The following is a 15,911-nucleotide window of genomic DNA, read 5'->3' as shown; positions in this document are numbered from 1 at the left end:
TAGTAATAAAAGCCACAAACATAAAATTTGCGGCTTTTACTCTTCTAAAATGTGATACTACCATCCTGGATTATTAGGCAATAAATTTGGATTTTTACTTATTTCAGCATTAGGTAATGGAGATAAAATAAATTTATCATCCCAACTATTATTTGGGTATCTCCATTTTCTTAATAAGTGATCTTCAAACTCTTGTTCTACAGTCCCCCAACGTCTTAAATCGAAAAGTTCTCCCATTTCAGCATAAAGTTCTCTTGTTCTCTCTTCTCTAATAATGGTTCTTAGAGCAACCGGATCTGTTTCTGTAATTTCACTAGCATTTACTCTATCTCTAGCAATTTTTAAATATGGCAATGCTTTTGCTGCCTCTCCATTTTCATTATAAGCTTCTGCCAACATTAAAAAGGCATCAACATACCTATAAACAATATGATCTTTTGTGTGTGCTACATTATTCGTAGCGCCACCATCCATGTATTTAGTAGAACATATACCACTTCTACCCTGATAAGTCGTTCCACGCGATACAAGCGGGGTTGCTTTATATGGTACTTCATTACCTGTACGCTTATTGATATATGTATTTTGATATCCTTGAACCAATCTCACATCATCAGCCTCGTAAAGATCTAAAATAGCAGGATGCCATGCTAATAAATAATTACTACCATTTGCTGACTGTATTCCTCCAACAGTGCTTAAGTTAGGATTTGCCCAAACAGGTAATACGCCTCCAAGTCCATTTTCGTAAATATTTCCAAATGCAAAAATAATTTCTTTATTTCCTTCATTAGAAATATCGAATATTCTTCCCCAATTATCTTCTAATGCCACATCGTAATCTTGAGGATTATCTGCCAACGGCTTTAAAACCTCTATAGCTTTTTGATAATTCTCTGTTCTTTCCAAAGGTAATCCTGCAGAAGTTAAATACACTTTACCCAATAAGAAAGCTCCTCCTGCTTTTGTTACTCGGCCTGAACCTGTTTTAGTCCAAGTTACTGGTAAGTTCTCATTTGCAAATATTAAATCTTCAATTATTAAATTATAAACATCTCCTACAGAGCTTCTTCCTTTAAATAAAATATCTGGATTTGCCGATGTTACTGGTTCTGTATAGATAGGTAAATCGCCAAAAACTTGTGTTAACTGAAAATAAGTATATGCACGCATCCATCTTGCTTCTGCTAAATAGCGATTAGCTATTTCTGGTTGTTCTATAAAAAATGGAGATAAAGGCAAATTTTTAATAATGGTATTAGCCCGTCCAATCGCAATAAAACCAGTACGCCATATACGGTCGTACCTAAAAGGTTGTTGTTCTGGAGTTAAATAAGCTGAATGAATAGCAAAACCAAGACTCCTAGAAGTAGCATATTTACTTCCTGCCATAGTTCCTAGCATATACATATCCTGTTCCCAAACAACATGCTTAAACGCTTCGTAAATCCCAAGATTTTGAGCTTGTAACTGATCTTCATTTTGATAAAACGTATCACTACTGTAGGTTGAAAATATTTCTTCTTCTAAGGCAGTATCACACGATACAAGGCCTACAATCATTAAACAGAAAACTATTATATGTTTAAGTTTCATAATATATTTTTTTATTTTAGACTATTAAAATGTTAAGTTTACTCCTAATGTATACACCTTTGGTCTTGGGTAAGCCGAATAATCAATACCTCTATTTAAGGCGCCATTTCCATTTGTACTAACTTCTGGATCTGGCCCGGTATAGTTTGTAATAGTAACCATGTTAGTTCCTGTTGCAATTATAGACGCATTTTTAAAAAAGGGAACCTTTCTTAAATTGTACCTCACACTTAAGTTTTTAAGTCTAACATACGAACCATCTTCTACATAAACAGAATTTGGAATATTAACAACTTCAGGACTTCCATTACTTGGGTATCTGATATCGTTATGCTGATCATCTAGGGTCCAACGGTTTTTAAGATAATCTTGAGAACTATTAGCACCTACCCAACCAGAGCCAATAAAACCTCTATTAAGATTAAGAATATCATTACCGACAGAGCCTTGTACGAACATGGAAATGTTAAAATCTCCAATCTTAAATTGATTGTTCCATCCGAAGAAAAAATCTGGATTAGGATTACCTATAACTTGCCTATCTTCTATACTTATTACGCCATCTCCATTAAGATCGTCAAACTTCCATAACCCTGGTGTATTTGCTTGTGGGTTACCATTACCATTGTTATTTCGAGCTGTGGTTGCAAAAATTTGAACATCGACTGGATTACCGTCAGAATCTATCCCTGGCTCTGTTCTAATATTGAAGTTACCATTAGCGTAATCTACTAAATCGTCCACTTGAATTAACCCTGTAACTTTGTAACCATAAAACAAACCTAATTCTTGTCCCGGAGCTGTTCTTGTTCCATCTATTCCAAAGAAATTGGTCGCTAAATTAGGCCCTTGAATAAACTCATTTGTACCATATTCAATCAACTTAGTCACATTTTTCGTCCAATTTAGTTTGGTTGTCCATGAAAACTTTTCATTATTAAAAATATCATACCCCAAATCTATTTCAATACCCCTATTTTCTAATTCACCATCATTAATTGGTATTGATCCAAAACCATTCTGTAATGGTATTTGTAGGTTGTTTAATAGATTATCAGTTATTCTTTCATAAACATCCACCGATGTTCTTAACCTGTTTTTAAAGAAATTTAAATTTACACCTAAATTTAATGTTCTACTCGTTTCCCAAGTCAGGTTTTTATTTGCAATACGTTCAGAAAAAGTAGCAGTATTTAATGTATTGTCTGTTAACCCTATTCTACCTATTGCATAAGTATCTAATGTTGAATACGGCCCTACACCAATAGAACTACCAACTTCACCATAAGAGACTCTTAACTTAAATTGAGAAATGGATCTTATTTTTTTCATAAATCCTTCTTTATTTATATCCCAAGAAAGCGCGGCCGAAGGAAAGAATCCCCATGGCTCTCCTTGACTAAATTTAGAATCCCCATCATTTCTACCTGTTGCTGTAAAGGTATATTTCTTTTTGTATGAATAAACAAACCTGAATAATAAGGATTGGATATAATTATTTGATTTAAAAGATTTAGGATCCGAAATAGTTCCTGCCAACTGGATAGCATCTACGCCTAAATCATCGAATGTAAAATCGTTATACAGTGTGCTTTTTCTAAAACTTGTAACATCGGTATAACTAGCTCCTGCTGTAACATTAATGTTATGACTGTTGAAGTTTTGATTATTATAATTTATAAATGATTCGGCTGTAAACCTATTTGTTTCAGCATCAGAAAGAAATAATCGTCCATTAGCATTTCGTCCAGAACGTGTTTTTTTGTTTTGAAAACTTTGATTTGAATTATTGTTATAATTAAAACCAATTCTATTGGTCCAGTTTAAACCTTTGGCTAAGTTATACACCCCACTTGTAGAAAATATCATTGATTTACCTCGTACAACATTATCTGCTTGTGTTGCTTCTATCAAAGGGTTTTGTACAATATCACCTTCTTGATCAAACTCATTTAAGTCGCCAGCTTCATCAAATAAGCGAACATATGGATTAATCCTCATCGCTGAAAAGACAACCCCTGCCAAACCACTTCTAGCACTAGTTTGCACCCTTTGATTTTTAGTGTTATTTAATTGAAGATTTGTATTAAGTGTAAAATTATCACCAACTTTCATTTTGGAATTATATCTCAAATTCATTCTACGAAAAACCGAATTTATAATATTACCTTCATTCTCATTATAATTCACAGATAATAGCTGAGAAAATGCTTTTGTACCACCGGAAATACTAAAATTCACAGTATTATTAAAACCTTGTCTAAAAATAGCATCCATAAAATTGGTACCTACACCAGCATTTTCAGGTAGAGGTCTATTTGGTTCTGATCCGTCAAATTGAATTCTATCATCATCTACCAATTGTTGATACGTCAATTGAGGGCTTTGCAAGACCTGTCTGTCGTTAGCAAACTGCGCAAATTGACTTGCAGTAGCTAATTCATAAGGTGTACCTATATTAGAAACAGAGGTTTTAAAAGACATCTCAATTCTAGTTTTACCAGCCTTGGCTTCCTTCGTTTTAATCAAAACAACACCATTTCCTGCTCGAGCACCATAAATAGCGGTGGCCGATGCATCTTTTAAAACTTCAATACTTTCAATATCATCTGGGTTTAAATCTGCCAACGGGTTAGTACTTGTGAAAAAGTTATCCCCTTCTGCCTGAGTATCTAAACCTAATGGAATACCATTTATTACATATAACGGCTGACTACTTCCACTTATACTATTTATCCCCCTAATATTTACAGAAATCCCTCCGCCTGGTTCACCTGAATCTTGAGAAACTAGTACACCTGAAGCCTGCCCCTGAAGGGTTTCAGTTATACTTGTATAAAATTGATCTTCTAAATCTTTACTTTTAACAGAGCTTATAGCACCTGTTACATCTTCCCTTTTTACCGCGCCATAACCAATAACAACCACTTCGTTTAATGATTGAATATCTTCCTTTAAAGTAATATCTACAGTACCCGAACTATTTATTAGACGTTCTACAGATGTAAACCCAATATATGAGTATGTTAATTTTTTCGACCCCGGCCTTAAAGTGATTTCATAATTACCATCAAAATCTGTAACCGTCCCATTGGATGTTCCTAATTGTACAACAGCAACACCTGGCAAAGGTAAATCGTTTGAAGATTTAATAACACCTTTAACAATTTCTTGAGCATAACTTCCTAAAGAAAGCATAATAAAGAAAAAGAATAGAATCTTCTTCAAGACATTCTCGTAATTAATTAATTTCATAATTTAGTTTTTATTTTTTTTTAATCTTGATGATTAATGGTTAATTCTAACTTCAACAATATTAATATAATCTTAACATAATTGCATCCTGCCGCATCTGCAATAACAACTTATATTACAAGATACACGCTTAAAACAATAACAAACAGGAAACAAAAAGAATGCTTTCATATTTCTTCTGTCACTTCCTTTGGAAGATACAACACTAGTAATTTATTGAAACAAGACTTTATTTATCTCTATTACGCACGAAAAGACCACCACTTATACACTTATCTGTTATACTATAAAACCTATTTACTTTTATAAAACGTTAACGTATGTTTTGTCGTGTCTTTATTTTTGCTGGATTTTCAACTTCATCGTTTGTTTCCTTTCGCCACGTCTTCAATGCGTTTTTTAACTCCATTTTTTTTGTATTATAACTAGCATCGTTAGCCAAATTAACAAGCTGATATGGATCTGTTTTCATGTTATAAAGTTCCTCTTCTGGCCGTCCAGATTCTAGTAACCTTAAAATTTTATACTGTTTTGGATGGCTAAACTTAGCCTGTATAGTAGCCTGATAACTTCTATTATTCCAACCTTTAACATCACTTAAATCGGCAGGAAGTAAATAATCTTTATTTGGCATTAAGTTTTTAATAAAATAAAATTCACCATCAAACACCATACGACTTGGGTAGTGCTCCTTTGGGTTTGGTCCATGAGAATTATGCTCGCCAAAAATATATTTTCTGTTCTGTATTTTTTTTGCTCTACCAGATAAAATAGGAATTAAAGATTTACCTTGAACAGTCTCGGGTACAGGAATATTTAAAAAGTCTAATATAGTAGGCATAATATCTACATGAGAAACTAACGCCTCAGAGATTTTATTCTTTCTAATATTTGGACCAACAACAGCGAAAGGCACATGTAATCCTTCGGCATAAGCTGAGGCTTTCGCTCTATGATAAGGTTGACCTTGATCGGAAGTAAAAATAATTAGGGTGTTTTCTAATTTCCCTTTAAGTTTTAAAGCCTCTATAATACTTCCCGCACAAGCATCGGCTAACTGTATACACCCAAAATATCTACTCAAATCCTCACGCATTAACGGCGTATCTGGTAAATATTCTGGAACAGTAATGATACTTGGGTCTACCATATATTCAGGAAACTCATTCATATGAGTGTCAAAATTTCTATGTGGCGGCGAAATATTTGCTTGAAAAAAAAACGGATGACTTCCTGCATTATCTATAAATTCTGAAATCACCCTTTTATACTCCTCCGGATTATTATGAACAGGATTCCTATCTGAATATGGAAATTTCCAAGGTGGACTCATGTGAAATTTTTGAGTTATAGCTGTGAAAAACCCATATTCCTTCAACACTTCTGGTAAAGTTTTAATGTATTCATGAATACCTACTGCATCAACCGTTGGAGATTCTTTTCCAAAGAAACTATCTGGATCACTTAATTTTGGTGTTATGGTATTTCTCCAATGCCCATTTGCATGCGGAAACATACCGGTATTAATAGAACTTCTACTTGGCGAACATGATGGTACGCTAGCATAAGAATTAGTGAAACGCATACCTTTTCTTGAAAACTTATCAAAATTAGGTGTTTTAATACCTTTTGTTCCATCTATGGCTGTATCATAACCTTGATCATCTAATAAAATAAGTACAACGTTTAATGGCTGTGTATCCTCAATTCGTTCTTTTACATCGTTTTGACTTTTACAACTTTGAAACCACATAGAAACACTAATGATTAGAAGAGTAAATCGAATTCTAGCAAAAAACATAAAATCACATATTAAATTAGTCCTCAAAAATATTAAATATAATCCCCTAATGTATCCTGCTATATCTGCTATACTCCTTTTTTATATCAATGATTTAAAACCAAAAACAAGTAACCGCCTTTCATTTAATATATAAAGGCAACAGGTTTCAACAGGATACTATTTATTGTATTCTGAGGTACTTTTACAAGCCAGTGTAACACATAAAAATTATTAATCTTTTTCAATAAAGTCAAAAAATGAAAAAAACACACGCTATATTATTGGTTTTCCTTTTAAGCCAAACCTTATTTTTCGGGCAACTCCCTCCTATTTTCAACGAAAGTGATGAAGCTAGAGCGAGTCATTCAAAAATGGTTAAAACCTATTTAACCCCGCAAAAAATCATTTGGCAATCGGATGATACAGATACGTATATCCAAAACGAAGAAACCTTATTAAAAAAAGGAAACGGCCAAGTAGCTGTGAATGATAAAAATCAATTCAGATTAATAAGCACAGACACTCACAAACCCGGTATTATTTTAGACTACGGAAAAGAAATTCATGGTGGTGTAAAAATATCAATGGGCATTAGACCGAGTAAAACACCACTTAAATTAAGATTGCGTTTTGGTGAATCGGTCTCAGAAACCATGTCTGATGTTGGTGGTGAAAACACAGCAACAAACGAACACTCTTTAAGAGATTTTATTATTGAAGTCCCATGGTTAGGCGCTGTGGAAGTTGGAGAAACTGGGTTTCGTTTTCTTAGAATTGATTTAGTTGATGCCAATGAAAACGCACCATTAAAAGAAATTGCAGCAGCATTTACATATAGAGACATTCCCTATTTAGGCTCCTTTGAAAGTAGCGATAAACGTTTAAATGATATTTGGCTAACAGGTGCTTATACTGTGCATTTAAACATGCAAAGTTATTTATGGGACGGTATAAAAAGAGATCGTTTAGTTTGGGTTGGCGATATGCATCCCGAAGTGATGACGATTAATACTGTTTTTGGAAAAAATAGTATTGTCCCTAAAAGTTTAGATTTGGCAAGAGACCAACACCCGTTACCACAATGGATGAATACCATTAGTTCGTATTCAATGTGGTGGTTATTAATTCATAAAAATTGGTACGATTATCATGGTGATTTACCATACTTAAAAGAACAAGAAACCTATATGATTGCATTGTTAGATCAGTTAAGCACTTTTATAGATAACGATAATAAAGAGGTTTTAAACGGAATGCGTTTTTTAGATTGGCCAACAAGTACAGACCCTAAAGCTATTCATGCAGGCTTACAAGCTATGATGATTATGACTTTTGAGGCTGGTTCGGACATTATGGGAGAATTTAACAGACCCGATCTTCAGAAAAAATATAAAAAAATATCTAAAAATTTAAAGAAACATATCCCTGAAGGCAACACAACCAAACAAGCAGCCTCCTTAATGGTATTGGCAGATATTGCAAAAGCAAAACAAATTAATTCAGAAATTTTAACAAAAAATGGTGTAGAAAATATGTCTACATTTTATGGCTATTATATTTTAGAAGCTATGGCTAAAGCCGATGATTACAACGGGGCTATAAATGTTATTAAAGACTATTGGGGTGGCATGTTAGATTTAGGTGCTACAACGTTTTGGGAAGGTTTTAATATTACAGAAGGCAAAATTAGCGGAAGAATTGACGAAGTTCCCACTGAAAACAAAAGTGATATTCATAAAGATTTTGGAGCCTTTTGTTATGTAGGATTAAGACATAGTTTATGCCATGGTTGGGCAAGCGGACCAACATCTTGGTTAACACAGCATGTGTTAGGCGTAAATGTTTTAGATGGCGGAAATACTATAAAACTAGAACCACACCTTGGCGATTTAGAATTTGTTAACGGTACGTTTCCAACAAAATTTGGAGTATTAAAAGTCGGTCATAAAAAAGAATCTAACGGTAAAATAACTACATCAATAGACGCTCCAAAAGGGTTAAAAGTAATTCAATAAATTCATGATAAAAACACTAAAAACCTTTGGTTTAGCAACGCTTCTTACAAGCGTGCTTGCATGTGGTTCTCACACAAAAAAAGAGATAAAAACAGTAAAACAACCTAATATTATTTTCTTCTTAGTTGATGATATGGGTTGGATGGATACCAGTATAAACGGAAGTGAATACTACGAAACCCCTAACATGGAGCGGTTAGCAAAAATGGGAATGAAATTTACCCATGCCTATGCAGCTAACCCGCTATGCTCGCCAACCAGATCTAGTATTTTAACAGGTCAAGACCCTGCAAGAGTTCGTATTACTATGCCTGGAGGCCATTTACCTCCAAACCCAAATCAAGATTTAAGTGCAAAAAAAGGAGCGCCCTGGCAAAAAATGGCAACACCAGATTCAAGAACCTTTCTTACTACAAATCAATTTACTATTGCCGAAGCCTTAAAAGATAATGGATATACAACCGCTCATATTGGTAAATGGCATTTAGGTCAAAAAGGCTATTGGCCAGAAGATCATGGATTCGACATAAATATTGGCGGCCAACAACATCCAGGACCTCCAAGTTATTTTTCGCCTTATAAAATACCGAATTTACCAAACGGAGAAAAGCACGAATACATAACAGATAGAGTTACAAAAGAAGCAGTAAATTTTCTTGACAATCAGACAAAAGACAAACCCTTTTTCTTAAACGTATGGCAATATGGTGTCCACGCCCCTTATCAAGCACCAAAAGAATTAATTGCCAAATATGCGGCTAAAAAAGATCCTCGTGGCAAACAAAACAGCCCAATTATGGGAGGCATGATGGAGAAAGTAGATGAGAGTTTAGGTGCCATCTTGGATAAATTAGAAGCTCTTGATATTATGGAAGATACGGTTATCGTTTTCTATTCTGATAACGGTGGAAACATGTACGACGTGGTTAATGGAGATTTTCCAACCAACAACTACCCTTTAAGTTTTGGTAAAGGAAATATCTATGAAGGCGGTATTAGAGTGCCTTGTATTGTATCTTGGAAAGGTAAAATTAAACCACATTCTACTTCAGATGAAATCATTCAAAGCACCGACTTTTATCCAACCCTATTAGATATAACAAATACAAAGCAAAACCCAGAGCAAAAACTAGATGGTATATCGTTAAGTGACTTACTAACTAAACAAAAACCACTAAACAGAAAAGCGGTATTTTCTCACTTTCCACATTATGTTCCCGCCACAGGCAACTATCCTACAACAGCAGTATGGCACGAAGATTATAAATTACTAAAAGTGTATGGTGAAGGACCTAACAGAACTCCCGAATATAAATTATTCAACTTAAAAGAAGATATTTCTGAAAGCAATAACATTGCGGCAAATAAAGAAAAACTAGTTCAGAGCATGACAAAAATGCTCGATAATTATCTTAACGATATTGATGCTCTAGTTCCAGTAAAAAATCCTAATTATAAAAAAGGAAGTAAATCAAAATTTGGAATACCCCCAATATTTCCTATTAAAAACTATCCAAGCTACTAAAAAATAAAAAACTTATGAAAACTGTTTTTCAAATATTATTACTCTCTTTTATTGTTCTTATAAATTGTGAAAAAGCATATTCTCAGAATCCAATTATAAGAGGCTATGCAGATCCCGCCATGAAGGTTCATGATGGAAAAATGTATATGGCTATTGGCAAAGACGATGCTATTGGAAACAAAGGATTTAAAATGACCTATTGGACTATTATTTCATCTACCGATTTACGAGATTGGAAAGTTGAAGCACATATAGATCCAAAAGATACTTATTTAGGTGAAGCTAGCACAAGATGTTGGGCCGCAGATCTTGCTTTTAAAAATGATAAAGTGTATTTCTACTTTTCTAACGCTGGCGAAGAAACAGGTTTATTGGTTGCAGATACTCCACAAGGACCTTACGTAGATATTTACAACAAAGCCTTTTTACCAAAAGGAATGTCTGAAAATTACGAATATGACCCAACCACTTTTACAGATGACGATGGGAGACACTATCTGATATACGGTAGAAATGGGTTTATTCTAAATAAAATGTTGTACTACCAACTTATTGAATTAAACGATGATATGGTCTCACTAAAAGGAGAACCAATTTCGTTAAAAACCGATACCGAATTTGGTTTTGGAGAAAAAGGGAGAGCTAGAGATCATCAATATTTTCATAAATATGGAGACACGTATTATTTAAGCTGTGCAGGAATTTATAGAACGTCCAAAAACATAGAAGGGCCTTACGTTAATGAAAGAAGTACTGGACAACCCAAAGGACACGCTAGTTTTGCAAATTACAATGGGCAAAGTTACCATGCTTGGGAATTTACATGCGCTCCTTATGACAATAGAGCATATAGGCAAGTTATGATGACTTATTTACACTATAAAGATAATGGTGATATGATTAGCGACCCCAATTTTATAGAAACAGGTAAATATTATGAAACTGGTGTTGGAAGCTATAGTGCATTATGGGATACTATCGAGGCTGAATGGTTTTTTAAAAAGTCTGAAGGCATTCAGAAAAAAGAAGGACAAGATGGTTTTGTTTTGAAAAATATTCAAAATAACGACTATGTAAACTTTCCAAGCATCATAAAAATGGATGCTAATACTACTATTAATTTTGAGGTGGCTTCAAAAGTTGATAATGCAACCATAGAAATTCGATTAGATAGTCCAACAGGAGAATTATTAGGCACCTGTAACATACCAAATACAGGCAGTTGGGACAGTTACAAAACCGTATCTACTACATTAAAAAACAAAAAGAAAACGCATAATCTATATTTCGTATTTAAAGGCAATAAAGGCGAGCTTGTTCACCTTAACGCGTTTAACTTCAGTAAATAAACGCATCTAAAAATGAAAAAACACATTCTATTAATACTAATTGCATCCCTTTTTTTTAGCTACAAAACGATGCAATCACAAAGTAAAAACTCAGGTAAACCAAATGTCATCATTGTATTTATAGATGATGAAGGTTATGGAGATGTTGGTGTCTATGGAGCTACTGGTTTTCAAACGCCACATATTGATAAAATGGCAAGCGAAGGCATGCGCTTTACTAATTTTTACGCAGCACAACCCGTATGCAGTGCATCTAGGGCTGGAATCATGACTGGATGCTACCCAAATAGAGTTGGCATTAACGGTGCGTTATTTCCATTTCATAATACGGGATTGAACTCAGATGAGTACACTATTGCTGAAATGTTTAAAGATCAAGGTTATGCAACAGCTTGCGTTGGTAAATGGCATTTAGGTTGGCAGAAAGAATTTTTACCATTACAACATGGTTTCGATGAATTTATTGGATTGCCTTACTCAAATGATATATGGCCCTATAGTAGCCAGACAGGAGAAAGACTTCCAAAAGATAAAGGACGTGGTAAGCTTCCTGACCTGCCTTTAATTGAAGGCAATAAAACAGTTAGTAATATTACCAGTTTTGAAGATCAAGATAACTTGACCACTATGTATACAGAGAAATCTGTGGAATTTATAAATAAGAATGCTGATAAACCTTTCTTTTTATACCTACCTCATAGCATGGGACATATTCCTTTAGGAGTATCTGACAAGTTTAAAGGAAAAAGTGAACAAGGCATGTATGGTGATGTCATGATGGAAATTGACTGGTCTGTCGGAGAGATTACTAAAGCCTTAAAAAAGAATAATATTATGGATAACACCATTGTTATTTTCACTTCAGACAATGGTCCATGGCTTAGTTTTGGAAACCATGCAGGTTCATCTGGTGGTTTAAAAGAAGGTAAACTAAGTAGTTGGGAAGGCGGACAACGTGTGCCGTTCATCATTCGTTATCCAAATAAAATCCCAGCAGGAACGGTTTGTAATAAATTAGGTTGTGCTATTGACTTACTTCCTACTCTAGCAGCAATGTCAAAAGGAAAATTATCTAAAAATAAAATTGATGGTGTTGATATTAGTTCCCTTTTTAAAGGTGATTTCACATCTGATCCACGAGAAACCATTTTATACTACTACGGAAAAAACAACCTAAACGGTGTTAGAAAAGGAAACTGGAAACTCATATTACCTCATACATACAAAAGCTATCAAAACGACATAGGAAACGATAGACAAAATGGTAAACGGAAAAATGTAGTTATTACAGAACCCCAACTATTTGACATGACTCGTGATCCTGGGGAACAATACAACGTTATTGCAACATATCCTGAAAAAGAAAAAGAACTAATGAAAGTGGTAGAATATGCTCGTAAAGAATTAGGAGATTTAAATGTTGGTATTGAAAAAGGCACAGGAAACAGAGAAGCTGGTCAATCAAAAAACTAAAAAAATATTCTTTAAGTGAAACCTTAAAAAATTTCATGAAAAATAAATCCTCAATAGTAATAGTATTAGCTTTTGTACTAGTGTCTATAAATAGCCATAGTCAATTTGAAGTTTGGTTAGGGACCACTTGCACACCAAAAAATGCCATTTTCAAAAAAGAAACTTGGGCAAATACAGCTCAATTAGTTGAAGGTTTAAATATTAATAATACGCCTGTAAGACCAGCTGCAGGAACACCAAGTGAAGGCGAAGAGTCTCTGACTACTGGTCAATTTAATAATCTAGTAAACACCTATGAATTAGGTGGTAAAAACGGTTTTATTCCAGTTCCTAGAACTTTTTTTAAAAGTGATGCTTTCCCTGACAGAGACGATTTAATACCTTTTCTAGAAAAAAAATTCACTCAAATAGATAATGCAGGTTATACAGTAAATGGAATTATGTTTTTTGATAATTTTGTAGGTAGCAACCCAAGTACTAGAGTGGTTTATAAATATACTTTAGAAGAAGTTCAAACCATGAGAACTTGGTTGGATGCCAACCTCCCTAATGTAAAACTCATCTATAATGCACGAAATAATGGTGCTGAAAGCAGATCTTGGTGCGAAAGCAATTTGGTAGATAACATTACTATTGAAGCTAAACCGAAATTGTGGTATGATAATGCAGGTTCAAGACAAACGTTGCTTAAATGGCTTTGGACGAATCCAAACACCATCAACAAACGTATTATTTTTCAAGTTCCGGTAAATACAATGACCAATCCTTATGGAACACCTAGCGGTTTTCAACAATTTAGAGATTTTGTGAGATGGCTTGGTACAGACCTAATGGATTTTAATTTTATGAGAAGTAATAGAGTCATTATTATGCCTGTAACTTATAATAATGCTTTTACTTTTTATCCTGAAACCATAAATGATGGTACTACTTATGATAATACTATGACGGGAATCGCTTTATCTCTAATCGAACAAAGACGTTTATTTCAAGGTTTAGATGGCGGTCCAACCCAAGCACAGGCTTTTGATAACACTAGATATGCAGCTTTATCTACAAATGACTTTGAACTTGATGATAGTGCTATTAAATTATTCCCCAACCCATCAAAAAAAGGGCGTGTTGTTAATTTCAAAAATTTAAAGTCTGATAATATTGAACAAATTATTGTAACAGATATCACAGGTAAAACAATTCAATATCATTCTGAGGGTAATACGATAAAACTAACCAATGCCGATGCTGGGTTATATTTTATAAAGTTCCGTTTTCAAAATGAAAATAGTTTTATAACCAAGAAGTTAATTATACATTAAACGATTATAATAGACTTTTAAATACGCTTTTTTCATCAATTTTATGGAAACTCTAAAACAAATAGCTTTACTTATTACACTCTGCATTTTCGTATCCGGTAAAGATAAATCTGAAGAAAAACAAACTTCAGAAGTCAAATTAAAGCGGCCAAACATCATTTTTTTAATGGATGATCAACATCGTTATGACGCTTTAGGAATCATCAATAAACAAGTCCTCACGCCTACTCTAGATAGTTTAGCAAAAACGGGCGTTTTGTATAATCAAGCCGTTTGTCAAGCGCCTATGTGCGTGCCTAGCAGAACTCTATGATGTTGGGTTTATACCCAAATGAAACAGGTGTTTATAGAAATAGTGACGGCTTAAAAGATGAAGATGTTCCTGTAAAAACCATGGCAGAATATTTTAGAGAAGCAGGTTATGAAACGGCTGGTTTTGGAAAAACCCATTGGGGGAAATTTAAAACAAACACAAGAGGTTTTGAAACGCGCTATGTTTCTGAAATAAAAGAAGATGGTTCTATAAGTATGCTAGAAATGAATCCTGAATCTAAAAAGCGATATGATGCCGAAATAAAGGATATGGGTGCAGGGGAAGAAAATAATTTAGGCTATCTCGGATTTACAAGTAAATTAGATGAAACAGATCACAGAGACGGATGGATAACAAAACAAGCCATTAACTACATAGAGAATAGAAATGACGCCAGACCTTTGTTTTTATATCTGTCTTATATGAAACCACATGCTGGACATAACGTTCCTAATGGATATGAAGATTTATATGATTTAGACAACATTACATACCCGGAACAACCGAATTGGGAGCAAGATCAATCACCACATTCTGAAGGTGTAAACCGAAGAAAAATGTATGAGGACTATTGGAAAAATACATCAGAAGAAGAATGGAAATTAATGACCCTGCGCTATTATGCCAACATAACTTGGATAGATGATATGATGGGGCGAACTTTAAAAGCCTTAAAGCAAAAAGGCTTATTAGAAAACACTTTAATCGTCTATACTTCCGACCACGGAGAAATGTTAGGCTCGCGTTATTACAAATTCAATAAATATAATTTATATGATGCTAGTGTACGAGTGCCTATGATTATTTCAGGAACAGCTTTACCAAAAGATATAAAACCAAACTCAGTTGATGATTTATCTGCAGAAAACACAGACCTCTTGCCTACCCTATTAAAATTTTCTAGAATAGATCAAGACAAACCTTTATTAGGAGAAAACCTCTTCAATAAAAATAGAAACGAAGCTGCTTTTTCAGCCTTACACGAGCGTCCTGGAGAAGCTGCTTTTATGTGGAGAACAAAAAACCATAAACTTATTTTAGTCTTCAACAGAAAAGAAAATGCCTTAGATTATTCTGAAAAACATATTATTACTGGCGAGTTTTATGATTTGAAAGAAGCCCCTAAGGAATGGACAAATTTATTTAACAACGTACAAACCTCTTTACTTCAAAAAGAATTTCAACAGCAACTACTTAAACATTTACACAGCCTAAAAACCAACCAATTAACTAAACTCCCTTTAAATAAAGGGCAGAAATAACAGGATGGTTTTCTTAAGGTTATT

At 34.0% G+C, this 15,911-nt stretch carries 8 protein-coding genes and 1 pseudogene; 6 read left to right on the top strand and 3 right to left on the bottom strand.

The features are described from left to right. Window positions 1-57 precede the first annotated feature (57 nt). The 3 genes from QWY92_RS01100 to QWY92_RS01090 all read right to left on the bottom strand — a co-directional run bounded on the left by QWY92_RS01100 (window position 58) and on the right by QWY92_RS01090 (window position 6,652). Complete coding sequence (locus QWY92_RS01100) at window positions 58-1,596, bottom strand: RagB/SusD family nutrient uptake outer membrane protein (RefSeq protein ID WP_290267926.1); 1,539 nt, start codon at window positions 1,594-1,596, stop codon at window positions 58-60. A gap of 24 nt (window positions 1,597-1,620) precedes the next feature. Beyond that, complete coding sequence (locus QWY92_RS01095; protein WP_290267925.1) at window positions 1,621-4,851, bottom strand: SusC/RagA family TonB-linked outer membrane protein; 3,231 nt, start codon at window positions 4,849-4,851, stop codon at window positions 1,621-1,623. Window positions 4,852-5,164: 313 nt separating this feature from the next. Further along, window positions 5,165-6,652, bottom strand: coding sequence for a sulfatase family protein (locus tag QWY92_RS01090; RefSeq protein WP_290267924.1), 1,488 nt, complete (start codon window positions 6,650-6,652; stop codon window positions 5,165-5,167). Window positions 6,653-6,891: 239 nt separating this feature from the next. Between QWY92_RS01090 and QWY92_RS01085 the strand changes: the two genes are divergently transcribed. From QWY92_RS01085 to QWY92_RS01060, 6 genes and pseudogenes are all read left to right on the top strand, one after another. After that, complete coding sequence (locus QWY92_RS01085; RefSeq protein ID WP_290267923.1) at window positions 6,892-8,649, top strand: alpha-L-rhamnosidase-related protein; 1,758 nt, start codon at window positions 6,892-6,894, stop codon at window positions 8,647-8,649. Between the two features lie 4 nt (window positions 8,650-8,653). Continuing rightward, complete coding sequence (locus QWY92_RS01080; protein WP_290267922.1) at window positions 8,654-10,174, top strand: sulfatase; 1,521 nt, start codon at window positions 8,654-8,656, stop codon at window positions 10,172-10,174. A 14-nt stretch (window positions 10,175-10,188) separates the two neighbouring features. Continuing rightward, window positions 10,189-11,523 carry a family 43 glycosylhydrolase gene (locus tag QWY92_RS01075; RefSeq protein WP_290267921.1) on the top strand — a complete coding sequence of 445 codons (1,335 nt, stop codon included), beginning with the start codon at window positions 10,189-10,191 and terminating at the stop codon, window positions 11,521-11,523. 12 nt (window positions 11,524-11,535) lie between these two features. Continuing rightward, on the top strand, window positions 11,536-12,996 hold the full coding sequence (locus QWY92_RS01070; RefSeq protein WP_290267920.1) for a sulfatase family protein: 1,461 nt from the start codon (window positions 11,536-11,538) through the stop codon (window positions 12,994-12,996). A gap of 35 nt (window positions 12,997-13,031) precedes the next feature. Beyond that, window positions 13,032-14,312 carry a T9SS type A sorting domain-containing protein gene (locus QWY92_RS01065; protein WP_290267919.1) on the top strand — a complete coding sequence of 427 codons (1,281 nt, stop codon included), beginning with the start codon at window positions 13,032-13,034 and terminating at the stop codon, window positions 14,310-14,312. 43 nt (window positions 14,313-14,355) lie between these two features. Next, window positions 14,356-15,887, top strand: a pseudogene (locus QWY92_RS01060) (sulfatase family protein). Window positions 15,888-15,911 lie beyond the last annotated feature (24 nt).

It is taken from the genome of Algibacter miyuki (assembly GCF_030409805.1).
Taxonomy (GTDB): domain Bacteria; phylum Bacteroidota; class Bacteroidia; order Flavobacteriales; family Flavobacteriaceae; genus Algibacter; species Algibacter miyuki.
Note: the sequence above shows the minus strand (reverse complement) of the source record. Positions and strands in the feature narration are given on the sequence as shown.

Excerpts from the sequence above, each read along its gene's own strand:
- QWY92_RS01090 (WP_290267924.1), bottom strand. The coding sequence starts at position 6,652 with ATGTTTTTTGCTAGAATTCGATTTACTCTTCTAATCATTAGTGTTTCT.
- QWY92_RS01100 (WP_290267926.1), bottom strand. The coding sequence starts at position 1,596 with ATGAAACTTAAACATATAATAGTTTTCTGTTTAATGATTGTAGGCCTT.
- QWY92_RS01065 (WP_290267919.1), top strand. The coding sequence starts at position 13,032 with ATGAAAAATAAATCCTCAATAGTAATAGTATTAGCTTTTGTACTAGTG.
- QWY92_RS01075 (WP_290267921.1), top strand. The coding sequence starts at position 10,189 with ATGAAAACTGTTTTTCAAATATTATTACTCTCTTTTATTGTTCTTATA.
- QWY92_RS01070 (WP_290267920.1), top strand. The coding sequence starts at position 11,536 with ATGAAAAAACACATTCTATTAATACTAATTGCATCCCTTTTTTTTAGC.
- QWY92_RS01080 (WP_290267922.1), top strand. The coding sequence starts at position 8,654 with ATGATAAAAACACTAAAAACCTTTGGTTTAGCAACGCTTCTTACAAGC.
- QWY92_RS01095 (WP_290267925.1), bottom strand. The coding sequence starts at position 4,851 with ATGAAATTAATTAATTACGAGAATGTCTTGAAGAAGATTCTATTCTTT.
- QWY92_RS01085 (WP_290267923.1), top strand. The coding sequence starts at position 6,892 with ATGAAAAAAACACACGCTATATTATTGGTTTTCCTTTTAAGCCAAACC.